Source organism: Acinetobacter lactucae, from assembly GCF_013122135.1.
Lineage (GTDB): Bacteria > Pseudomonadota > Gammaproteobacteria > Pseudomonadales > Moraxellaceae > Acinetobacter > Acinetobacter lactucae.
Window position 1 is genome coordinate 882,218 of the sequence record NZ_CP053391.1, and the last position, 22,800, is coordinate 905,017.

The 22,800-nt window shown below is 40.4% G+C and carries 19 protein-coding genes; 14 read left to right on the forward strand and 5 right to left on the reverse strand.

The features are described from left to right. Positions 1 to 63: 63 nt before the first annotated feature. The 6 genes from HLV59_RS04145 (at position 64) to HLV59_RS04170 (ending at position 6,946) form a co-directional block, all read left to right on the forward strand. Entirely contained in the window at positions 64 to 819 is a 756-nt protein-coding gene (locus HLV59_RS04145; RefSeq protein WP_081172947.1) for a 3-oxoacyl-ACP reductase family protein, read from the forward strand. A 293-nt stretch (positions 820 to 1,112) separates the two neighbouring features. Then, entirely contained in the window at positions 1,113 to 2,048 is a 936-nt protein-coding gene (locus HLV59_RS04150) for a LysR family transcriptional regulator (protein ID WP_171429387.1), read from the forward strand. Between the two features lie 104 nt (positions 2,049 to 2,152). Then, positions 2,153 to 3,736, forward strand: coding sequence for a GMC family oxidoreductase (locus HLV59_RS04155; RefSeq protein ID WP_171429388.1), 1,584 nt, complete (start codon positions 2,153 to 2,155; stop codon positions 3,734 to 3,736). A 10-nt stretch (positions 3,737 to 3,746) separates the two neighbouring features. Continuing rightward, a complete protein-coding gene (locus tag HLV59_RS04160) occupies positions 3,747 to 5,198 on the forward strand; it encodes an aldehyde dehydrogenase family protein (protein ID WP_171429389.1) in 1,452 nt (483 codons plus the stop codon). Positions 5,199 to 5,304: 106 nt separating this feature from the next. Next, a complete protein-coding gene (locus HLV59_RS04165) occupies positions 5,305 to 5,883 on the forward strand; it encodes an antibiotic biosynthesis monooxygenase (protein ID WP_171429390.1) in 579 nt (192 codons plus the stop codon). Between the two features lie 112 nt (positions 5,884 to 5,995). Continuing rightward, the gene (locus tag HLV59_RS04170) at positions 5,996 to 6,946 is read left to right on the forward strand and encodes a catalase family peroxidase (RefSeq protein WP_171429391.1); all 951 of its coding nucleotides are present in this window, start codon (positions 5,996 to 5,998) and stop codon (positions 6,944 to 6,946) included. A 151-nt stretch (positions 6,947 to 7,097) separates the two neighbouring features. Here HLV59_RS04170 and HLV59_RS04175 read toward each other — a convergent pair whose 3' ends face one another. Continuing rightward, positions 7,098 to 7,715: a TetR/AcrR family transcriptional regulator gene (locus HLV59_RS04175; protein WP_171429392.1), complete on the reverse strand. Its 618-nt coding sequence runs from the start codon at positions 7,713 to 7,715 to the stop codon at positions 7,098 to 7,100. Between the two features lie 77 nt (positions 7,716 to 7,792). On the opposite strand from HLV59_RS04175, the gene adeD reads away from it, so the two are divergent. Both adeD and adeE read left to right on the forward strand, forming a co-directional pair. After that, positions 7,793 to 8,917, forward strand: coding sequence for a multidrug efflux RND transporter periplasmic adaptor subunit AdeD (adeD, locus tag HLV59_RS04180; RefSeq protein ID WP_171429393.1), 1,125 nt, complete (start codon positions 7,793 to 7,795; stop codon positions 8,915 to 8,917). Between the two features lie 9 nt (positions 8,918 to 8,926). Beyond that, positions 8,927 to 12,040, forward strand: coding sequence for a multidrug efflux RND transporter permease subunit AdeE (gene adeE / locus HLV59_RS04185; protein WP_171429394.1), 3,114 nt, complete (start codon positions 8,927 to 8,929; stop codon positions 12,038 to 12,040). 78 nt (positions 12,041 to 12,118) lie between these two features. Here adeE and HLV59_RS04190 read toward each other — a convergent pair whose 3' ends face one another. Together HLV59_RS04190 and HLV59_RS04195 are read right to left on the reverse strand one after the other, a co-directional pair. Then, positions 12,119 to 12,724 (reverse strand): nitroreductase family protein, encoded by a 606-nt coding sequence (locus HLV59_RS04190; RefSeq protein ID WP_032057642.1) that lies wholly within the window; start codon positions 12,722 to 12,724, stop codon positions 12,119 to 12,121. Between the two features lie 37 nt (positions 12,725 to 12,761). Continuing rightward, a complete protein-coding gene (locus HLV59_RS04195) occupies positions 12,762 to 13,544 on the reverse strand; it encodes an SDR family NAD(P)-dependent oxidoreductase (protein ID WP_057085832.1) in 783 nt (260 codons plus the stop codon). A gap of 122 nt (positions 13,545 to 13,666) precedes the next feature. Here HLV59_RS04195 and HLV59_RS04200 point away from each other — a divergent pair, with 122 nt between their 5' ends. Next, positions 13,667 to 14,233, forward strand: coding sequence for a TetR/AcrR family transcriptional regulator (locus tag HLV59_RS04200; RefSeq protein ID WP_171429395.1), 567 nt, complete (start codon positions 13,667 to 13,669; stop codon positions 14,231 to 14,233). Here the strand turns inward: HLV59_RS04200 and HLV59_RS04205 are convergent. Beyond that, positions 14,230 to 15,387: a glycerate kinase gene (locus HLV59_RS04205; RefSeq protein ID WP_171429396.1), complete on the reverse strand. Its 1,158-nt coding sequence runs from the start codon at positions 15,385 to 15,387 to the stop codon at positions 14,230 to 14,232. The two genes, HLV59_RS04200 and HLV59_RS04205, sit on opposite strands and share 4 nt — an antisense overlap. Positions 15,388 to 15,787: 400 nt before the next feature. Here HLV59_RS04205 and HLV59_RS04210 point away from each other — a divergent pair, with 400 nt between their 5' ends. The 5 genes from HLV59_RS04210 (at position 15,788) to epmA (ending at position 21,724) form a co-directional block, all read left to right on the forward strand. Then, entirely contained in the window at positions 15,788 to 18,196 is a 2,409-nt protein-coding gene (locus HLV59_RS04210; RefSeq protein ID WP_171429397.1) for an FdhF/YdeP family oxidoreductase, read from the forward strand. An 81-nt stretch (positions 18,197 to 18,277) separates the two neighbouring features. Then, positions 18,278 to 19,069 (forward strand): formate dehydrogenase accessory sulfurtransferase FdhD, encoded by a 792-nt coding sequence (gene fdhD / locus HLV59_RS04215; RefSeq protein ID WP_171429398.1) that lies wholly within the window; start codon positions 18,278 to 18,280, stop codon positions 19,067 to 19,069. Positions 19,070 to 19,188: 119 nt separating this feature from the next. Then, the gene (locus tag HLV59_RS04220) at positions 19,189 to 19,581 is read left to right on the forward strand and encodes a YkvA family protein (RefSeq protein WP_031949103.1); all 393 of its coding nucleotides are present in this window, start codon (positions 19,189 to 19,191) and stop codon (positions 19,579 to 19,581) included. A gap of 104 nt (positions 19,582 to 19,685) precedes the next feature. Continuing rightward, positions 19,686 to 20,753, forward strand: a complete 1,068-nt coding sequence (locus HLV59_RS04225) for a 4-phosphoerythronate dehydrogenase (protein WP_171429399.1) — start codon at positions 19,686 to 19,688, stop codon at positions 20,751 to 20,753. Further along, entirely contained in the window at positions 20,750 to 21,724 is a 975-nt protein-coding gene (gene epmA / locus HLV59_RS04230; protein ID WP_060464879.1) for an EF-P lysine aminoacylase EpmA, read from the forward strand. Before HLV59_RS04225 ends, epmA begins: the two co-directional genes overlap by 4 nt. Positions 21,725 to 21,782: 58 nt before the next feature. Here the strand turns inward: epmA and HLV59_RS04235 are convergent, their stop codons facing one another. Continuing rightward, a complete protein-coding gene (locus HLV59_RS04235) occupies positions 21,783 to 22,748 on the reverse strand; it encodes a Tim44 domain-containing protein (RefSeq protein ID WP_016146185.1) in 966 nt (321 codons plus the stop codon). Positions 22,749 to 22,800 lie beyond the last annotated feature (52 nt).

Below are 22,800 nucleotides of genomic sequence, written 5' to 3' on the forward strand. Positions count from 1 at the left end.
CTATAGGTGAGGTAAAAATAATTTATTTAAAGTCAGTTATATAACTTATAAAAGGAGTAAGTTATGAGTAATACTTTATCGCATGATTTAGGTAATAAAATTGCATTTGTACAAGGTGGTTCACGAGGTATAGGTGCTGCTATTGTGTCTAAATTAGCAGAGCAGGGTGCAACAGTAGCCTTTACTTATGCTAACTCAGATCAGGCAGCTCATCATTTAGTTGATGAACTGAATGCCAACGGGTCGAAGGTAATTGCATTAAAAGCAGATAGTGGCTCTCCAGAGCAAATCATAGAAGCGATTAATCATGTTGTTACTGCTTACGGGAAAATTGATATTTTAGTCAATAATGTCGGTATTTTTGTGATGAACAAAATACAAGATGTGACATTAGAAGAAATTGAAAAGATCATGGCCGTGAATATAAAAAGTGTGGTTGTGGCGTCTAATGAAGCTGCTAAACATATGCCAGACTATGGCCGTATTATTAACATAGGTAGTATTAACGCCGAACGAGTGCCTACAGAAGGATTGACTTTGTATAGCATGACTAAGTCAGCTATTAAAGGATTAACTAAAGGTATGGCACGTGATTTAGGTGAGCGATTTATTACGGTCAATAATATTCAACCAGGTCCAGTTGATACCGACATGAATCCAGCTGATGGTGAAATGGCAAGCTCCCTCATAGATATTATGGCGATTAAGCGTTATGGTCATAAAAGCGAAATTGCGGCATTAGTTTCATGGTTATGTAGCGAACATGCGGGTTATATCACAGGTGCAAACATCAATATTGATGGGGGATATGGTATTTAGTTATATTCTTAAACATATGATATTTGGTTTTTTGAGTTAACTAAATTTTTAAAACGATATGATTTGAAAATGCTCCAAAGTTTTAGTGATGAGACCTCTTATCTAAAGTGTTCATAATTTTGGTTCATCAGAAATGTATTGAATCTATATGAATGTGCAGTTTTTTCGCTAAGGTTCGAGGTCGATTAAAGCACTGATCTTAAAAAATCTTATAATTTGATTTGAAACAAAACTTGATTTGATGAATCATTTCGTGATTACTGACAATAAATAAATTAATAAAGTACGGCTAAGTGAATCAAATTGTTGAGATGCAAACCTATATTGCAATCGTCGAAGCTGGCAGTATTACTGAGGCTTCAAAGCGAATTGGCACTACAAAATCTGTGATCAGTCAACGAATGCAACAGTTAGAAGCCCGGCTAGGGGTGTCGTTGATTAATCGTGGACGGGTTATGACTTTAACAGAGGCTGGACAAGAGTTTTATGAGCGTTCCATACGATTGCTTACAGAACTCAATGCGATAGAGGAGTCGGTAAAGTCAATTCATTTTAGTCTTACAGGCCGTCTTCGTTTGGCTGTGCCAATGGCATTTAGTATTAATTACCTTGCGCCATATTTAGCAGAATTCATGAAATTACATCGCGATCTACATTTAGATATTGAATCGACAGATAACTTTGTCAGTTTGCATGAGGAAAATTATGATGTCGCAATTCGTATGGGGCAGCTTTCGGATTCTGATTTAATTTCTAAATGTATCACCGCCAATCACCACTATATTTGTGCCAGTCCCGAATATTTGCAGGAATTTGGAACACCTAAGCATCCAGATGAGTTAAATCATCATGATGGATTGCTGTATATGGCTAGAGAGTCGCATGGTATGTTGCAATTACCAGTCAATGGTGAATATCAATCTTTTCGTATACGTACAGCCATGCGAACTGATAGTGCACACCAATTACTTGAAGCAGCTAAGGCAGGGCTTGGTTTAGCTATTTTACCGGGATTTATTGCTGCGCCTGCTATTTGTGATCAATCGTTAAAAGTAGTATTACCTGAGTTTCGTCCCTCTGGCGGCAATATTTCTGTGGTCTATAAACGTTCGCTTAGAGCTTCGCCTAAAATTCATGCAATCTCTAATTTTCTGATTGAAAAAATTGGAAATCCTCCAAAATGGGAAATAGATATTGCAAAGGCATTGGGCTTAAATTTAAATCAATAGTTAAAAGTGTTCTAAAAATAAGAACCCTTGATTCGAGCTTTGTTACCTATTGAAGCGTAGTAAAGACTTTTATTCTAAAACCACGTTAAAAATAAGTGGTGAGAATGATGTCATCAGGTAACTATAAAGATTCGATACAAAATGAAGCAACTCTAGCATCTACAGCACTTCCGTCTAGTCAGCACAGCTCTGAAACTCTTGATGTAATTATCGTTGGAGGCGGTTCTGCGGGTGCTGTATTAGCATCGCGTTTAAGTGAACAAGCAAATCGTCATGTTTTATTACTAGAAGCAGGCCATTCACCTGAACCATATAATTATCCAAGAGTTATCTCTAACAGTGATGTTTTAGGTGCTAACTTAGACCCTGAGTTTGAATGGGGTTATAAAACAAAAACTGGTTATATCGATCATGAGATTGGTGCAATCCGCGGAAAAATATTGGGTGGAAGTTCTGCCGTAAATGGTGCTGTAGCGATTCGTTCCCGTCCTGAAGATTTTAAACGTTGGAATTTGCCCGGTTGGAGTTATGAAGATTTATTACCATCATTTAAAAAATTAGAAACTCGACATGGTGGCGATGACACAATTCATGGACGTTCTGGTCCGCTGCCTATCGTGCAATTAACTCAAGCAGATATTACCCCCATGCAAGATGCATTCGTGAAAGCAACGATAGTAAATGGTTACAAAGCTATTGATGATTTTGATAGTGCAGATGCCAATGGGGTTGGCCCATATCCAATGAATATCGTAAATGGCGTGCGCGTCAATACAGGTATTGTCTATTTGACAGAGGATGTTCGCAGTCGGGAAAATCTTACTATTCGTGCAGATAGTATGGTAGATCGTGTTGTTTTTGATGGTAAAAAAGCGGTGGGTGTCCGTTTAGTATCAGGTGAAGAAATACACGCGAAAGAAGTGATCTTGTCGGCAGGAACATATGGAAGCGCAGCGATTCTTTTACGCTCAGGTGTTGGACCGTCAGATCAATCAAATAAATTAGGTATTCCTGTTATTGCTGATTTACCAGTAGGCTTAAATTTGATGGATCATCCATTTTATTACAATGCCTATGCAGCAAAACCTGACCTAATAGGGGATCAATCTCCAGTGATTGGTGCAAAACTCTGGACAAATAGTTCAAGTGCAGCTTCAGGTGAACTCGATTTACATATCACTGCAACTCATTTATTTCCTCATGAAATGAGCCCAACTAAAGTGGGTTTTGTGTTGGCGGTTGCATTAACCCGACCAATTTCTCGAGGGCGCATTTGGATTGAAAGTAAAGATCCATTACAAGCTCCTAAAATTGACTTAAATTTTCTTGCAGCAGATCAGGATAAAGCCCGTCTACTCGAAGGAATTAAGCTCGCGCGTAAGATCGGTCAAACTGCGCCATTATCAGATTTAATTGATAGTGAAATTGCACCAGCAGCAGATAGTGATGAAGCTATTTTAGCCTCTGTTCGATCAACATTAGATACTTATCATCATCCTGTGGCAAGCGCGCCGATGGGGCAATTAAGTGATCCAAATGCAGTTGTAGATTTAGAAGCAAAAGTACACGGTGTAACTGGCTTACGTGTCGTTGATGCTTCAATTTTCCCGGATGTTCCATCTGTTGCAACAAATATTACTGTTATTGCAACCGCTGAACATATTGCGAATTTATATACAAATGCTTAAGGAAAACAAAATGTCTAATATTGCAAAAAACTGGATAAATGGTGAATGGGTCGATTCTGCTGAACATAAAGATTCAATTAACCCTGCAAACTACTCCGTGATTGGTCAATACGCTGATGCTACTGAAGCGGATGCTGCAACAGCGATTGCAGCTGCTAAAGATGCATTTAGAAATACTGATTGGAAAGATAATCGCTCACTACGTGCACGCGTGTTGCATGAATTAGCTGATGCATTTGAAAAATATACACCTGAGTTGATTGAAATTTTATCGACAGAAAATGGAAAAATAAAAGCTGAGGCTGGTTTTGAAGTCAGCATGGTACCTGCCAAATTACGTTACTATGCCTCGTTAACCATGACTGAATATGGTCGTGCTCTGGAGCCTAAAGCAGGTAGCTTTTCTATAAGTTTAAGACAAGCAATGGGTGTTGCTGGCATTATTGTTCCGTGGAATTCACCTGTTGTTCTATTAATTCGTTCGTTGGCACCAGCCTTAGCCGCAGGCGCAACTACTGTAGTCAAAATGCCCGGTCAAACAGCCCAGACCAATGCATTAATTGCGAAGGTTGTTTCGGAGGTATCTTCTTTACCTAAAGGTGTAGTTAATATCTTTAGTGAATCTGGTGGAGATGGTTCTAAATTACTTATTGCTTCACCTGATGTACCGGTAATTAGCTTTACTGGAAGCACCACGACAGGACGTGCTATTTCTGCAGTAGGTGCTCAGCATCTAAAGCGTTTTGGTTTAGAGCTTGGCGGTAAAACACCAATGATCGTATTTGAGGATGCTGACCTTACTGAAGTGTTACCTAAAATTGAAAAGGCATTAACTGTATTTGCTGGTCAATTTTGTATGACAGGTTCTCGTTTATTAGTACAACGGCCGATTGTTGAAGAACTTAAAACATTGTTAGCAGCTCGTTTAGAAGCTGTAAATGTTGGCCCAGCATCTGATCCATCAAGCGATATGGGACCGCTAATTGATAAACCTAATGTGGAGCGTGTCAATAAAGTTGTCGAAAAAGCGATTAATGAAGGTGCAAAAGTTATTGTCCGTGGTGGTCCAATCTTAGAAGGTGATTTAGCCAAAGGTGCTTTTTATCGACCATCTTTGCTAGAAGTGACTGATAATTCAATGGATATTATTCAGAAGGAAACTTTTGGTCCAGTTTTGACGTTACAGGTCTTTGATACCGAAGCAGAAGCGATTGCACTTGCAAATGACAATGAATATGGTTTGGCAGCCAGTATTTGGACTCGTGATGTTAATCGTCCTTTACGAGTTGCTCGTGAAATTGATGCAGGAACCATTTGGATCAATGATTGGGCGGTGGTTTATGATGAGTTCGAAGAGGGTGGCTTTAAACAGTCTGGTTTAGGTCGTCTAAATGGTGTCGCCGCAATGGATGACTTTATTGAGTATAAGCATATAACGATCACCTCTGGTTTGGTTGATTAGTTTAAATCAGTAGTCTTTTTCAATTGATGCGGGTAAGAGAGTTTTTTGCCCGCAGCTTTGAATCCAAAAACTTATACTCAAAATTGATTTTATAGGCTGACCCTATATGACATTCTCTCGCAATGATTCTATTGGACAAGTGCCGAATCTAATGTCTTCTGTGACAAGTGTCATCATTCATGATGTTGATCGGTTACATAGTGAAGCTTATGAAAAAAGTATTGAAAAGTTCCGGTACTTTCTTAGTCAGCATTCTGGATTTCAGTCTTTAGATATACTCCGGCCCGTCGGTGAGGGTATGCGTTATGTCGTTATTCTGAGATTCGAAAGTATCGATAGTGCAGAAAGTTGGTTTAAATCAGATAACCGTTTGCTCATCATAAATGAAGTGAAACCATGTCTATTATATGGCGACCAGTATCAGACATATGTCGATCCTGACTTTTGGTTCAAAGCCCCAAAAGTAAATCAACCCAAGCGATGGAAACAGTTTGTACTGGCTTGGATTGGTGTGTTGCCATGGGCACTCAGCATACCTCTAATTGTTCTTTATCTTGCACAGCATATTTATACATTTCCACGGGTTCTAATTGGATTACCAATTTCTTTAATTATTTCTTGGCTCATGACCTATATTTCCATGCCTTTTCTAACTAAAAAGATGGCGTGGTGGTTGGTTAAATAGTTTGTTAGAAAGCATAAGTTTAACGGGTATTCTAATGAAAAAATTATATTTATTTTTGATTGCATTCATCCAAATATTTCATTCTCAACATGTACTTGCGGGAGAAAATATTGTGAAAAATTCATCTCAACTTAATGAGCCTATTGCAAGTCATTTAATTGATAAGTTATACGAAGGTAATCAAAAGGAAGTAGCAGGCTACCGTGTTAATCATGCAAAAGGGATTGTCTTAACGGGCTTATTTACCCCATCTAAACAAGCCTCTTCTATTTCAACTGCTCCCCATTTTTCTCAGAGTGTTCCCGTTATCGTTCGTTTATCAAATTCAACAGGTATCCCCAATATTGAAGACCAAAATCCAAAAGCGAGTCCACGTGGTATCGCAATTCGATTTGCTTTACCGAACAATCAACACACAAATATCGTTGGTCATTCAGTAGAAGGTTTCCCTGCGGATACCCCAGAAGAGTTTTTAAATTTTTTAAGCGTTGCCAATCAAGCGGAAAGTGATCCAGATAAATTTTCAAATTATATAAATGCTCATGAAGCGAGTAAGCATTTTTTTTCCTTACTTGGTCAAACACCCAAAAGTTTTGCAACCACGGCATTTTATCCACTGCACACCTTTAAATTTATTAATCAACATCATCAAATAACGTTAGGGCGCTATCAAGTTCAGCCAATTCTAGGAGTTCAATACTTAAGTGACAAAAATGCAAGCGTGAAGGATAAGAACTTTTTACAAACAGATCTCGTTGAACAATTAAAGAAAGCACCTGTCGAATATCATTTAGTACTACAAGTTTCGAAACCAGGAGATGATGTGATGCGTATTAGTCAACCATGGCTAGGTCCACATGAAATTATTGATTTAGGAACGATCACGCTTAATAAAGTTGGAGATGATCAGTTGAGGTTAAATCAAGATTTAGCTTTTGACCCTACAACATTAAGTATAGGAATAGAAAGTGTTCAAGACCCGATGTTTGCGATTCGTAGCCCTTCCTATCGATTGTCTACCATACGCCGTTCTCAAGAACTAAATTTAAGACATCACAAATAACTTAATATAGCAGCGCTTATATGAAGTTATGGTTTATTTTCACGTTAAAACAATGCTTTAGAATGAATCTAAGACCAAATTATTACACTTGTTTAGTGTGATTTAGACAATAAAAGCCCCTCTAAATACGGAGCTTTTATTGCTTATACAGTTATTCTTTATATTGCCATGCTTTTAAAAAGGTTTGGCAAACTTCTTGATTTAACCGCTGTAGTTCTTCTGGAGTTGGGATATTTCCACTAATCAACGTAGCGGGATAGGTATAACCCATTACCGCACCGAGGAAAGCCTTAGTTGCTTCCTCTGGCTGATCAATTTTGACAATACCAGCATTGTGTGCAGTTACAAGAATATCGGTTAAAGACCTTTTTATATTACCTTGAGTACGTTGTTGAATTTTAGGAAGAATTTCTTTCATTTCAACTAAGGCAATAATCAGCAATCTTTGCAGGCGAATGACGTCAATATGATAAAAATGATTTTGTACAGACTGTCCAATTTCTAACAATAATTGATCTAGACGCTTATTTTTCAATTCATGCTGCTCAATAAAAGGTGCTTCCATTTCTGCTTTTAAATGATCAAAGACTTCAATAAGTAAAGCTGTCTTGGTCGGGAAGTGGTTATATAAAGTTTGTCGATTTGTGCCGGCTTTAGCTGCAATAGCTTCCAAACGAACTTCTAATCCATGCTCTAGAAATAGTTCGCGTGCTGCAGCAATGATAGTAGGGCGAATTCGAGAGGGACGACCTGGAGATTTTTTTAACATATCGGTTTTCTTGCACATCTTATTTATTTACTTTACAGTAAAGTAAATAAATTGTCTATAAGTCTGGGGTCCCAGATATGCTTGATCTAAGTTTTAATTATCGTAAGTTTTTATATTTATTGCCGTTATTGGTTTTTTTAAATGGATGTGATTCTGATCAGCCTGCCCCTAAAAATATTCAGCAGGTGAGTACGATCACTATAAAACCAGAGACGATTGAATCTACCTATCAATTGGCTGGTAGAACGGTGGCCTCTGAAATTTCTCAGGTCCGTCCACAAGTCAATGGAGTAGTAATAGAGCAATTATTTAAGGAAGGCACGCAAGTAAGCAAAGGGCAGCCACTTTATAAAATTGATTCATCACTCTATCGGGATGGCGTGGATGAAGCCGCTGGTAATCTTGCATTAGCAAAAGCCACTGTAAATTCGACTCGCCTTCAAGCCGAGCGTTATAAAGAATTAATTAAAGTAAATGGGGTGAGTCAACAAGAGCTTGATAATGCTCAAAGTGCATATGAGCAAGCGAAAGCGACTGTTGCCGTAAATGAAGCTGTACTGAAAACAGCACGAACCAATTTACGTTACACACAAGTTAGTGCGCCAATTTCAGGACGGATAGGACGCTCTTCAATTACACGCGGTGCTTTAGTCACTTCGGCTCAAACAGACCCTTTAGCAACCATTCAAAAACTTGACCCGATGTATGTCGATTTAACCCAGTCGAGTGATGAATATATGGCGCTGCGTAAACAGCTTACTGAAAATGGAATAAAACCGACTGAACTTTCAGTACGTTTGAAGCTTGAGAATGGCACTGCCTATGCAGAACAGGGGACTTTTAAGTTTAGTGATGTTGCTGTAGATGAGGCGACAGGAAGTGTCACCTTACGTGCAGCATTTCCCAATCCCAATAATGCGTTATTGCCCGGCCTGTATGTGCGGGCAGAACTTGGAACGGGAACACGTCCTAACAGCGTCTTAATTCCTCAAGGTGCGCTGTTCCGAGACGCAGAAGGAAATCCACTTGTTTGGATTGTTGGAAAAGATAATAAAGCCGAGCAACGAAAAATTACTCTAGGCGATGCAATTGATAATCGTTGGTTAGTGACCTCTGGCTTGAAAGCAGGAGATCAAGTCATTGTTGAGGGTCTGCAAGGCTTAAGTGTCGGCATGACGATTGAACCTACCCCAATGAGTTGAGGATTGCGTATGTTGTCGAGTTTTTTTATTGCACGACCTATTTTTGCTTGGGTCCTCTCTATTTGTATTATGGCATTGGGGACGATTTCGATTTTAACGTTACCCATTGAGCAATATCCTGATATTGCGCCACCAGGTGTAAATGTTACTGCAAATTATCCGGGCGCATCCGCCAAAACTGTTGAAGACAGTGTTACCCAGATTTTGGAGCAACAAATTAAAGGGATTGATGGCCTACTTTATTTTTCATCGAGTAGTAGTTCGGCGGGTCAAGCACGGATAAGTCTCAGTTTTGATCAGAATACCAATCCTGACACTGCTCAGGTGCAGGTGCAAAATGCTGTGAATCAGGCGCTGAGTCGATTGCCTCAAGAGGTTCAGCAGCAAGGGATCACTGTAACAAAGTCACAAGGCGATAGTTTACTAGTCTTTGCGCTTTATGATGAAAGTGGAAGTAGATCTTCAGTAGATATTTCCGATTATATGGTGAGCACACTTCAAGACCCATTAAGTCGGGTTGATGGGGTAGGTGAAATCACTGTATTCGGTGCCCAATATGCAATGCGCATCTGGCTTGATCCTCATAAATTAAACAGTTATGGATTAATGCCATCAGACGTTAGAACCGCAATTGAAGCACAAAACACTCAAATTACAGCGGGAGAATTAGGCGCATTACCCACGCGTGATGGGCAGGCTCTAAATGCAACAGTAACAGCATTATCTCGGTTACAAACCGTGAGCCAATTTGAAAATATTATTTTGCGGACACAAACCAATGGTGCGGTTGTATTACTTAAAGATGTTGCCCGAGTCGAGCGTGGTGCAGAGAGTTATCAGACTTCTACACGTCTGAATGGAAAGCCAGCTTCGGGTATGTCTATTCAACTTGCTTCTGGTGCCAATGCATTAGAAACGGCTGAGAGAGTTAAGGCTGAGGTCATGCGTTTAACTGCCTCTATGCCAGCGGGTTTAAAAGTTGCATACCCACGCGACAGTACGCCCTTCGTCGAAGCTTCGGTAAATGGGGTGATTAAAACTTTAGCTGAAGCGATTGTTCTCGTCATTATTGTCATGTTCTTATTCTTGCAAAGCTGGCGTGCGACTTTAATACCGGCAATTGCCGTTCCAGTTGTATTGTTAGGAACATTTGGGGTGTTGAGCGTATTGGGCTATAGCATTAATACACTGACTTTGTTTGCGATGGTTTTGGCAATTGGTTTGCTTGTAGATGATGCAATTGTGGTCGTGGAAAATGTTGAGCGGGTTATGCATGAGCAAAATCTTGATGCTCGGCAAGCCACCTTAATTTCCATGCAAGAAATATCTGGCGCGCTCGTTGGTATTGCCATGGTACTTGCGGCGGTATTTTTACCGATGGCATTTTTTGGTGGTTCTGTCGGGATTATCTATCGCCAATTCTCGGTAACGCTCGTATCGGCTATGGTACTTTCTGCAATTGTTGCTTTAACACTTTCACCTGCGCTATGTGCAACCTTACTCAAACCTGCAAATGAAAAACATAAGCAGAGAAAATTTTTTACTTGGTTCAATCGTAAAGTCGAACAAGGGCAGTCAGGCTACCGCACAAAGCTAGTTGCTGTTTTAGGTAAACCCAAAATATTTATGATCATATTCTTAGCTATTACAGCTTTGTTAGGTTGGCAATATACGCGTATGAATACGGGGTTTTTACCTCAAGAAGACCAAGGCTCGGTTATGGTTCAATTTAGTACGCCTGTAGGCACGACACTAGCTGAAACAGAGCGGGTTGGTAACCAGATTGCAGATTACTTTTTGACGAAAGAAAAGAATAATCTTAATGTGATTTTCATGGTGATGGGTAGAAATAACGCAGGCAGTGGTCAAAATGTGGGAATGGCATTTGCCGGACTCAAACATTGGGATGACCGAGAAGGTAGTGAAAATACAGCCGAAGCTGTGATTGCTCGTGCAAATGCACATTTTAAGTCACTGCGTAACGCACGTGTTCAGGTACTTTCACCCGCTGCTGTAAGAGGCCTTGGGCAATCTAGTGGCTTTGAATTTTGGTTGCAAGATGCTGAAAATAAAGGACGAGATGCTTTACTCGCAGCACAAAATAATGTGTTAAAAGCAGCAAATGCTGATTCTGGCCTAGCTGCAATACGTTTGAATAGCTTAGAAGATAAAGCCCAGTTACAAGTCGATATCGATCAAAGAAAAGCCAGTGCTCTTGGATTAGCCCAAGCAGATATTAGTAATACGCTGTCATCAGCGTGGGGCGGATCTTATATTAACGATTTCATAGATCAGGGACGTGTTAAGCGAGTTTATTTGCAAGGAGAGGCAATCTATCGTTCCTTACCCCAAGATATTGGGCAATGGTATGTTCGCGGTGCTACTGGTGAGATGACGCCATTTTCTAGCTTCTCTTCTGTGAAATGGCAGATGGGCCCTCAAATGCTGCAACGCTTTAACGGTCTTTCAGCCGTTCAAATACAAGGCTCTGCGGCAGCTGGTGAGAGTTCTGGTGGGGCTATGGATAAGATGCAGGAGTTAGTAGACCAACAACAAGGTTTTAATCTTCAGTGGAGTGGGTTGTCTTATCAAGAGAAGCTAGCGGGTGGCCAAACGATCTGGTTATATTTAGCCTCAATCATCTTTATCTTTTTATGTTTGGCAGCACTTTATGAAAGTTGGTCTATTCCTGTCTCTGTCATGCTAGTGATTCCTTTAGGTCTTATTGGGGCTGTAGTTGCTGCAAGTCTGGCAGGTTTTGTTAACGATATTTACTTTCAGGTCGCTATGCTTACCACCATTGGACTTTCTGCCAAAAATGCTATTTTGATTGTTGAATTTGCGGCAGCCAAGTTAGAGGCTGGTCAGGCATTAATGGATGCCATTATTGAAGGTGCTGGTCAGCGATTACGGCCAATTATTATGACATCTCTGGCTTTTGTTGCAGGTGTTCTACCATTGGCTGTATCTACAGGAGCAGGAGCTGTGAGCCGAAAAGAAATTGGTATCGCCGTCACTGGTGGGATGATTTCGGGAACTCTACTTTCTATTTTCTTTGTACCTTTATTTTTTCTTTTAGTTCGTCGTTTAACCAATAAGTTAAACACCAAAAAAGCCAAATGATTTTACAAAACAGAATGTCATTAACAATTAGGCCCTCATGCTATAAATAGCATGAGGGCCTAAAATCTGACTAAAAACTTAGAATGTATTTTGAATAATGACATCATCGTAAGGAAGTTTGCCCACGCGTGGGTAAGGCTCGGAAGCCGACTTACCAACAGCAATCATTAAACACACCACATGATCTTCAGGTAAGTTAATGAGCTTTGCCATTGCGTCAAAGTCAAAACCATCCATAGGGCAACTGTCTAAACCATGCTCTTGAGCAAGTAACATTAAAGTTTGAGCAAAAATACCTGCACTACGCATTACTTCGTCACGTTGAGTTTGCGGACGGTCACGATAATATTGGTCAATTGCGCCAGCCATAATATTTTGTACTTCTGGAGTCGCGCCATCCCACACACGCTTAGCATCAACTTCCCATGTATTTACTTTTGCACACAACACAATCAGTAATGATGATTCTGTAACTTGTGGTTGATCCCAAGCAATGGTGCGAATTTTTTGTCTTAACTCAGTATCTTCAATGATGACTGGACGCCAATGTTGTAAGTTAAAAGCGCTTGGCGCATTTGCTAAAACTTCTTGTAATAACTGCTTTTTGTTATCGTCAGAGAGTTGAAAAGCAGGGTCGAAGCGTTTAACTGCGCGGCGGTTACGGATGGCATCAATAACATTCATAAGATTTTCCTACTTAAGAGTTGGGTAGCGGTACTCGTTAGTTTTTATAACGTTGGGCTACATCAGCCGAAGAAAAGTTTGGTAGTAATGTGATACGTGATTTTTCAAAATTATTCCATTGATTTTCGTCTTTCAGCACAGGAATTGTAATCGTTTCTTTACGATCAAAACCAATCAGAGCCGCATCGACCAAATCATTGACATCCATTAATGGTGGGACTTGGCTTAAGTCGATGCCTGAACGTTCCCAAATTTCGGTTTTAGTTGCAGAAGGCAACACGGCTTGAACATGCACGCCATGATCTTTTAATTCTAAATATAGGCCTTGGCTAAAAAATTGGATGAAAGATTTACTTGCCCCATAAATGGTAGAACCAAATTCAGGCGCTAATCCAAGCACAGAGCCTAAATTAATAATTGCGCCTTTACCTTTATGTATAAGTGATTGAGAAATTGCATGAGACAAACGAACAACCGCAGTCATATTTAAATTAATGAGTTTTTCAATGTCTTTAATATCTTGAGTTAAAAAGTTTCCGTTTAATGCAATCCCAGCGTTATTTATCAAAATTTCAATATCAGCATCGTTTTTGAGTACATCTTCAATTTTACTGATGTCTTGATCGTTTGATAGATCGGCTTGAATGAACTCGACTTGTACGCCGTATTTTTCTTGAAGATCTTTTGAGATTTTATCTAAGCGGTTGGTGTCTCGTGCAACCAAGATTAAGTTATGGCCACGTTGAGCAAATCGGTCTGCATAGACAGAACCAATTCCTGACGAAGCTCCTGTAATAAGTACTTTTGATTGAGCTGACATGTGATGTCTCCACGCTTTAATTTTTAGATGATGAGTATAATCTAAAATATACAAGTTTTGATGTCAATCATAATCAATGTATAATTATGACGAGTAGAGTGAGTAAAAGTGGGTAGGCCAACATGAAAGTCAGTAAAACTCAGGTAAAAGAAAACCGAGAAAAAATTGTCGAGAAGGCGACTCAACTGTTTCGTAATAAAGGCTACGACGGTGTCGGCATTGCTGAATTAATGTCTAGCGCAGGCTTTACCCACGGTGGGTTTTATAAACATTTCAGCTCTAAAACAGACCTTGTCTCAATTACTGTTAAACATGGGCTTGAGCAAGTTTTAAAAAGAATAGAAGGCTTAAACTTAACTCAATTTATTCAGCTTTATGTGTCTCGCACTCATCGAGATAATCGAGATTTGGGATGTACCTTAACAGCATTATCTTGTGATGCTGCAAGACAACCAGACGAAGTAAAAGTCGAATTTGAAGAGGGCATTGAGCAACTTATTCAGTTCATTATGAATGAACGTGCAAAACAAGCTTCTTTGGAAGCGCCAGAGTTGAGAAAGCAAGCTATTAATATTCTTGCTCAATCCGTAGGAGCAATTGCCTTGTCTCGCGCATGCCCAGACCAATCAAACCTTAGCGATGAAATATTGGAAAGCTGTAAAGATAGTCTTTTAAAGTTAGCCGATTAAGCTTTTGAAGCTTTAAAACTTGGTTGGCTAAGCTGAATTAACCTCGCAATATCGACTGTTCTTTCATAAATGAGTTCTGCCGCATGTTCGCAGGCTTGTTCTAATGTGATGGGACCATTTGTTAGCGAAAAAGCAGCCGTAACGCCGTGCTCATAAAGTGCTTGATAGCCTTGGCCTAAAGTTCCTGCAATCACAATGACAGGAACATTGTGGGCTTTGGCAATTTGGCTTACCCCGAAAACGGTTTTACCGCTTAAGGTTTGCTGGTCAAATTTACCTTCACCGGTAATGACCCAATCTGCGTCAGAAATTTTATGCTCAAGCCGATTCAGTTCAGCCACGACTTTGACTCCAGCTTTAAAGTCTGCATTTAAATAACTTTTGGCTGCAAAGCCCAAACCGCCAGCAGCGCCAGAGCCTGCTTCATCTCGTTTATCGAAACCTAAAAGTTGTGCCGAGACATCGGCAAAATGGGCAAGCGCTTGATCAAGTAACTTTACTTGAGTAGGGGAAGCCCCTTTTTGTGGACCAAAAATATGAGATGCGCCGTTTGGTCCGCAAAGTGGATTGGTCACATCGGCAGCTAGTAAAAACCGCGTGTGCTGAATACGTGAGTCGAAATGTGTTAAATCAATTTTTGATAGGTTGCTTAGAGCGAGACCACCTGCGGATAAAACCTTTTGGTTGGCATCGAGCAAAACAGCACCTAAAGCACTCAGTAATCCTGTGCCACCATCATTAGTAGCACTACCACCCACAGTTAAAATAATGTCTTTTGCGCCTGCATCTAAAGCATCCAGAATGAGCTGGCCTGTTCCAAACGTTGTGCTGTGGCAAGCATCACGCTCAGCCGGTGGAACTAACTGTATGCCGCTCGCTTGAGCCATTTCAATCATGGCGATTTTTTGTTTTTCTAACCAGCCCCATTTTGCCTGAACAGGCTGACTTAATGGCCCAACCACAGTTTTTTCACGCCATTGCCCCTCGCAGACTTCTAAAACAGCTTCAATGGTTCCTTCGCCGCCATCGGCCATAGGGCATAAAATCGTTTCTGCATGAGGAAAAACTTCTTGCCATCCTTTGGCAATGGCCTGAGCTACGTTTAAAGCAGATAAGCTGTCTTTAAATGAGTCAGGAGCGATCACAACCTTCATAAGTGCTCTAATGTGGATAGATTTTTAATTGTTTTATACTGCTTAATCCAAAAAAACCATACATAAAGACATGTAAGCATCAATTTTAAAGAGTTTCTCTTCTGTTAAGAATGAAAACTAATAATGTTTTGATCTGTAAAAGGCGGAGTTTCTATCTTTTTAACTCATTGTTTTATATATTTTTCTATAAATAGCGTGGTTGGCTTGAATGATTGTAATTGTAAAAAATATGGCACATATTATAAGAACAGTTGAGCCAGGTTTTTAAAATATGGTGAATAATATACCAAGTGGACTCTACCCCCAAGCTAGACAGCAGCGATTCTTAATATAAGCATAATTAAATTTGTGGTTTTATTGGATTTGTTGAATGCCTAAGAAGAATTAAGAGGATGACAAAGTGGATAATTCAGAAGAACAAAAGCACATACAGGAAAATAACGGTTTTGCGCGAATTGAGCCATACACTCATCCTGCTGGCGGGTGGGGTGCACTGCTAAGTGTTGCTCGAAACTTAAAGCGACAAGATATTTTAGGTAAAGGTTCAATTACCTTACTCAATATTAACCAGCCTACAGGTTTTGACTGTCCCGGCTGTGCATGGCCAGAAAAGAAAGATGCTCATGCCTTTAACTTCTGTGAAAATGGTGCAAAAGCAGTTGCCTTTGAAGCAACCAGTAAAACAGTGACTCCTGAATATTTCGCAGGACATACCGTTAGTTGGCTGTCAGAGCAAAGTGACTTTTTCCTCGAAGACTTAGGTCGCTTAACAGACCCAGTTCGCTACGATGCTGCAACCGATAAATATTTGCCTATTTCATGGGACGATGCGTTTAAACTCATTGCTGAACATTTACATGCGCTAGACAACCCATACCAAGCGGCATTTTATACCTCTGGCCGTGCCAGTAACGAAGCAGCATTTTTATATCAATTATTTGTGCGAAGCTTTGGTACAAATAACTTTCCAGACTGCTCGAACATGTGCCATGAAACCACAAGTGTTGGTTTGCTTGACTCGATTGGTTTAGGAAAAGGCACAGTCACCCTAGAAGATTTTGACTTAGCCGATGCTATTTTTAGTTTTGGGCACAACCCCGGCACCAACCATCCACGTATGTTAGGTACTTTACGTGAAGTATCTAAACGCGGCGGTAACATTATTGCGATTAACCCAATTAAAGAGCGGGGCTTAGAGCGTTTCCAAGACCCGCAAGCTCCGCTTGAAATGATGACCAATGGTAGTACACCGATTAGTCGCTATTATTTCCAACCTAAAATTGGTGGTGACTACGCACTGATGTTAGGGATTTTAAAGCACTTAAATGAGTGGGATAAAAAAGCGCTTGCTTCAGGTAAACCAAGCGTTTTTGACCGAAATTTTATTGCGGTCAATACAGTCGGTTTTGATGAGATGATTGCCGAGATCGAGAGAACTGAGTGGGAAGATATTTATAAACACTCGGGGCTATCACCAGAGCATTTAGAAAAACTCGCCAAACTGTTTTTAGAGTCTGAGCGTTCAATTTTCTGCTGGGGAATGGGTATTACTCAACACCGCCACGGAACAGCCAATGTACATATGCTGGCAAATTTATTGTTGGCGCGTGGTCAAATTGGTAGACCGGGTGCAGGGCTTTGTCCAGTTCGTGGGCATAGTAATGTGCAAGGTGACCGCACTATGGGTATTAATGAGCTACCTAGTCCCAAATTACTCGACAACATTGACCGTGTGTTTGGGATTAAATCACCGAGAAAAAATGGTTTTGGTGTGGTTGAAACCATCAAAGCCATGGCTGAAGGCGAGGTCAAAGTCTTTATTGGTTTGGGTGGGAACTTTGCCGTTGCGACGCCAGATACACCGTATACTCAAGAAGCGCTCAGAAAATGTAATTTAACCGTTCACGTTGCCACCAAGTTGAATCGTAGTCATTTGGTGTGTGGTAAAGAGGCACTCATTTTGCCTTGTTTGGGACGTACCGAAATTGATGAGCAGCTTCATGGCCCACAGGCCATTTCAGTCGAAGATTCGATGAGTAATATTCATTTGTCGGCAGGGCGTAATACCCCAATTTCTGAAAATATTTTGTCTGAACCAGACATTGTCGCCCGTATGGCTGAAGCGGTGCTGCCAGACAGCAAGATTAAATGGAAATGGTACATTGAAAGTTATGATCGTATTCGTGACTCAATTGCTGACGTCTTTGATGAGTTCCATGACTTTAATTTACGTGTCTATAAACCAGGTGGATTTCACCTAGAGCATCCGGCCAATCAGCACATCTGGAATACAAAAAGTGGCAAAGCGCAGTTTATGATTACACCTCTGAGTGAGGTCTATGCTGATAAAGAAAATCAGTACGCTGCCGCATATACCGAGAGTAAAGTTTATACCTTAATGACCACTCGCTCTCATGACCAATACAATACGACCTTATATGGTCTCGATGACCGTTATCGTGGGGTATTTGGTCAGCGCCGTGTGTTGTTTATGAACCAAGCCGATATTGATGAAGCTGGCTTTGAAGCAAATCAATGGGTTGATATTGAAAGTGTTTTCTCCGACGGTGTGAAGCGTATCGTGCATAGTTTCCGTATTGTGCCGTACAACATTCCGCGAGGCAGCTTAGCCGCTTACTATCCGGAAACTAATCCTTTGGTGGCGTTAAGCAGTCATGATAAATATGCCAAGATTCCGGCTTCAAAAAGTGTTCCTGTGATTTTACATCCCGGTGATGCACCCGCCCACTTTAACTTGGCAACGGCAGTAGCCCCTGAAGATGCCGATAAGAAAGTAAGTAGCCTTTAATCAACAAAAACGATATAAAAAAATGTCATCAAAACAAATGGCGCTCTCAATAAGCGCCATTTTGAAATAAAGGAAATCATTTTGACACCACATTCTTATGGGGTTGAAACGTTACCAGTGCAGCGGTTTAACAAAAACGACTCTGAAAATGTTTTAGATCATATTGTGCAAGAGTACCCAATTGCCTTGGTGTATAACGGCATTTCACAGGCAGTGATGATGGCAACACCCACCAATGTTGATTTATTTGCCAAAGGTTTTAGTCTTTCCGAAGGAATTTTAACGAGCTTAAAAGAACTATATACGCTTGATATGCATCAAAATGAATTGGGCATTACGGTGGAAATGACCATTTCATCTAGAGCATTTGCTGCATTAAAAGAACACCGCCGCATGATGGTAGGCCGCACAGGCTGTGGTTTATGTGGAATTGAGAGTTTAGAGCAATTTCAGTTAGATGTTCCAAAAATTACAACGCATGCATCCAAAATATGGCTTGAGCAAATTCCGAGTGCCATTTCCCATTTAAAAGCTCAACAGGAGATTACTGCTTTAACGGGTGGAGCACATGCCGCAGCATGGGTAGTTGATGGTCAAATTGCCACTTTATTTGAAGATGTTGGCCGCCATAATGCATTAGACAAATTAATCGGTTATCTAGCTCAAGAAAACTATGACACCAGTTTAGGTTTTGTAGTGATGACCAGTCGGGCTAGTTATGAACTGATAAGAAAATGTGCCCAGCTGAACATTAGTCTACTGGCGTCAATTTCAGCACCTACCAGCATGGCGATTCAGTTAGCCAAACAATCTGGCCTGACTTTGGCAAGTTTTTGCCGAGAAGATAGATTTGTTTTATATACAGAAATTTAAAATATATTGTTCAATATGATGGACCTAAAATAAAGCTCATCTGACATTTATTTGGCTTTTAAGCTAAGGATAGGTTTTATGGATTATTATAAAACTCTAAAGGTTCAGAGTCTGTCCAAATGTCTTGGTTACAATCAATAAAAGAATGGGCAAAAGGTCTAAAGAAACAAATTATTATGCTTTGGTTTGCATCAAGGCATCCGCAAATGCCGTGGTTACCTAAAATTATTGCTGTGGTGGCTGTGGCTTATGCATTTAGTCCAATCGATTTAATTCCAGATTTTATTCCTATTTTGGGCTTTATTGATGATGCCATTATTTTACCAATGCTCATTTGGTTAGCTATTCGTTTTACGCCTCAACAAGTCATTTTCGATGCTGAACAACAAGCTGAAGAATGGCTGGATGACCATGAAAAACGACCCAAAAACTATTTGGTTGCCGTACTCATTATTTTAATTTGGCTCACAATCGCGGTCATGGCTTACTTTTATTTTGGCGGTGGTTTGTAACTGAACTGAGTCTTGAAACCGTCTACTAATTTAACGCCCTTAACATTGTGCTTTGCTGCAACTCAAAGGATAATAACGTTTTTATAAGCTATGGGTTGCAGACAATGAAAATCGTCGCAGATGAAAATTTGGCGTTTACCGATTACTTTTTTTCTGAGTTTGGCGATATTCAACACAAAGCAGGGCGTACTTTAACCCATGCCGATGTAAAAGATGCTGAAGCTTTATTGGTTCGTTCAGTCACCGCAGTGAATGAAAGTTTAATTGAAAATACCGCCTTAAAATATGTGGGCAGTGCCACAATCGGCACGGATCATTTAGATATCGCGGCTTTAGAAAAACAAGGTATTACGTGGGCGAATGCCGCAGGTTGTAATGCACAGGCTGTGGCTGAATATGTCATTACTGCTTTACTTCATTTAGATGAGAGCCTTTTAGAAGAACAAGAAAAATTTACGCTAGGCATTGTTGGTCTTGGAAATGTCGGTAAGCGTTTGGCATATATGGGCCAGTTGCTTGGCTGGAACGTAATTGGCTTTGACCCGTATGTGAAGTTAGATTCAATTGAAAATGTAAACTTTGAAACTTTGTTGCAACAAGCGAATGCAATTTCAATTCATGTGCCGCTTACTAAAAATGGTGAACATGCCACATATCATCTGTTTGATGAAAAAGCTTTTGCAGCCCTTCAACCGAACACGATTTTAATTAATAGTGCACGTGGTCCAGTCGTTAAAGAAGCCACTTTAATGGAGGATATTCAACGTACCCAGCGTAAAGTGGTGCTTGATGTATTTGAACATGAGCCAGTCATATCAGAAGAGCTTATAGACATGTTGGCTTTAGCAACACCGCATATTGCAGGTTATAGCCTAGAAGGAAAAGCCCGCGGTACTCAAATGATTTATGAAGCGTTTTGCCAAAAATTTGGATACGACATTAATAAGCGTTTTGAAACTCAGTTACCTGCATGTGAAGATTATTTTTCAGGACGTGATTTAAAAGCGGTGTTAAAGCAAAAACTATCTCAAATTTATGATATTGCTCAAGATGATGCCAACATTCGTGCCTGTATTAAAGACGGCAAAGTAGAGCAAAAAGCATTTGATTTATTACGTAAGAATTATCCGCTGCGCCGTGAATGGGCAGCACATGGGGGACCACAGGCATGAGTTTAAGTTATCAACCTACTTGTTCAATTGATGCCTTAAAAGCACGTGCCAAGCTCTATACCCAAATTCGTCAGTTTTTTGCTGAACGTGATGTTATGGAAGTCGAAACACCCATCGTTTCACAAGCAGGTGTCACCGATGTACATCTAGCTTCGGTTCAGGCTTTGCGTCATATTAACGGCAAATTGCAAACTCAATATTTACAGACTTCACCAGAGTTTGCCATGAAGCGTTTATTGGCGAGCGGTAGTGGACCAATTTATCAAATCTGTAAGGTTTTCCGAGACGATGAACACGGGCGTAAACACAATAGTGAATTTACCATGCTTGAATGGTATCGACCCGGTCTAGACTTAAAAGCGTTAATGCATGAAACCGCTGATTTATTGCAAACTTGTTTGCAGCATCGTTTCGGTGAAGTTCGTCCGTTTATTTTAAGTTATAAACATGCCTTTCAAGATCGCCTTGATATCAACCCGTTGCAAGCCACTTTGAAGCAACTTAAAGACACAGCAAATCGTGTGGGCTTAAACCTTGATTTGGGCGATGATCGTCTAGCTTACATGGATTTGTTGTTTTCTCATTTTGTTGAACCAAGTTTAGGTTTTGATGCACCTGTCTTTTTAACTGACTTTCCACCAGAAATGGCCTCTTTGGCAAAAGTGAAAGTAGATGAAGACGGGGAAGAGGTTGCAGCACGTTTTGAGGTTTATATTGAAGGCTTAGAGTTGGCAAATGCATACGATGAATTGCTTGATGCAGACGTGTTACGTTCACGCTTTGAAGCAGACAACGCAGAACGGGCGAAACAGGGGCTTCACGTTATGCCTTTAGATGAGCATCTTTTAGCAGCGTTGCCTCATATGCCAGAATGCTCAGGAATTGCTTTAGGTGTAGACCGTTTACTTATGGTTGCAATGGATCAGGTCAAAATTGAAAAAGTAGTGACCTTTCCAGCAGAAATTGCTTAAACGCTGACAAATAAAAAAGCCACAATAGTGTGGCTTTTTTATTTAGGATTTATTTAGCTTAAGCTTGTTGAATACCTGCAACAACCCAGTCTTGCTGAGAACCAGCAGGCTTAACAAAGTGCCAGATTTCAGTAAATGGTTGCGGCAAGCTGTTTAAGTCTTCACTTACTGTACCAGTGAAACGTACGCTTACTACGTATTGACCATTTTCAGTCGCACTATCTACAACCATCGCATTCAAGTTACTAAATTCAGCAACGTCTTGATCTTGGTTTTCCATGATGTCGTTATACATAGAACTATAAAGTTCTGGTGTTAAATAACGGCGAATTTCTTCAATGTTACTTGCAGTATTCATCGATTGGATGTGATTAAAACGTTGACGTGCAATACGTAAGAACGCAGCAGGTTCACTACCATCTGGAAGTTGATTGCCATTGCTCGTTGTTACACCGCCAAAAGGAGCTTGTGTTGCTGCACCGCCAGCCACAGATTGACCAAAGATATTTGTATTATCTCCAGCATTACGTGGAGTTGCTTGTGGAGCAGCAGAACGGCCAAATGGGTTTTGACCGTTACTATTTGGTGCGTAAGGGTTGTTACCCGCTAATTTTTTTTTTGATCCCAATTTACGGAATACAAAGAAAGCGAGAGCTGCGGCAAGCAATACCCAAATCCAACCTGGGATTCCACCTTTTTTCTCTTCTTGAGCTTGAGCGGCTTGCTGTTCAGTTGATGTTGGTTTGTCATCAGCTAAAGCATTTGCTGCAACAGCACCTACGGCAGCACCAGCCACACCAGCTGCAACCATTGAACCAACGCCTGGACCAGATTTCTGAGGCGCTGTAGTGGTTTGTTGAACTGGAGTCACTTGACGAGGTTGTTGATAAGACTGGCTTGAAGTAGTAGAACGTGCCATGCCGTGGCTTTTACCACCACCTGCACGTTTTGCTTCAGCAAGAGGAGAAATTGCTAAAGCAGCCATTAAAATACCGGTAATCAAGCCACGCTGGTGTACTTCCATAGGAAATTCCTGTTTAGTGTTAATTTGTAATAGTATTTATGCAGGTATTTAC

Bases quoted from the DNA above. Each gene is read 5' to 3' on its own strand.
- HLV59_RS04145 (WP_081172947.1), top strand. From the start codon at position 64: ATGAGTAATACTTTATCGCATGATTTAGGTAATAAAATTGCATTTGTA.
- HLV59_RS04155 (WP_171429388.1), top strand. From the start codon at position 2,153: ATGATGTCATCAGGTAACTATAAAGATTCGATACAAAATGAAGCAACT.
- HLV59_RS04160 (WP_171429389.1), top strand. From the start codon at position 3,747: ATGTCTAATATTGCAAAAAACTGGATAAATGGTGAATGGGTCGATTCT.
- HLV59_RS04165 (WP_171429390.1), top strand. From the start codon at position 5,305: ATGACATTCTCTCGCAATGATTCTATTGGACAAGTGCCGAATCTAATG.
- HLV59_RS04175 (WP_171429392.1), bottom strand. From the start codon at position 7,715: ATGTTAAAAAAATCTCCAGGTCGTCCCTCTCGAATTCGCCCTACTATC.
- adeD (WP_171429393.1), top strand. From the start codon at position 7,793: ATGCTTGATCTAAGTTTTAATTATCGTAAGTTTTTATATTTATTGCCG.
- adeE (WP_171429394.1), top strand. From the start codon at position 8,927: ATGTTGTCGAGTTTTTTTATTGCACGACCTATTTTTGCTTGGGTCCTC.
- HLV59_RS04190 (WP_032057642.1), bottom strand. From the start codon at position 12,724: ATGAATGTTATTGATGCCATCCGTAACCGCCGCGCAGTTAAACGCTTC.
- HLV59_RS04195 (WP_057085832.1), bottom strand. From the start codon at position 13,544: ATGTCAGCTCAATCAAAAGTACTTATTACAGGAGCTTCGTCAGGAATT.
- HLV59_RS04200 (WP_171429395.1), top strand. From the start codon at position 13,667: ATGAAAGTCAGTAAAACTCAGGTAAAAGAAAACCGAGAAAAAATTGTC.
- HLV59_RS04205 (WP_171429396.1), bottom strand. From the start codon at position 15,387: ATGAAGGTTGTGATCGCTCCTGACTCATTTAAAGACAGCTTATCTGCT.
- HLV59_RS04220 (WP_031949103.1), top strand. From the start codon at position 19,189: ATGTCTTGGTTACAATCAATAAAAGAATGGGCAAAAGGTCTAAAGAAA.
- HLV59_RS04225 (WP_171429399.1), top strand. From the start codon at position 19,686: ATGAAAATCGTCGCAGATGAAAATTTGGCGTTTACCGATTACTTTTTT.
- epmA (WP_060464879.1), top strand. From the start codon at position 20,750: ATGAGTTTAAGTTATCAACCTACTTGTTCAATTGATGCCTTAAAAGCA.
- HLV59_RS04235 (WP_016146185.1), bottom strand. From the start codon at position 22,748: ATGGAAGTACACCAGCGTGGCTTGATTACCGGTATTTTAATGGCTGCT.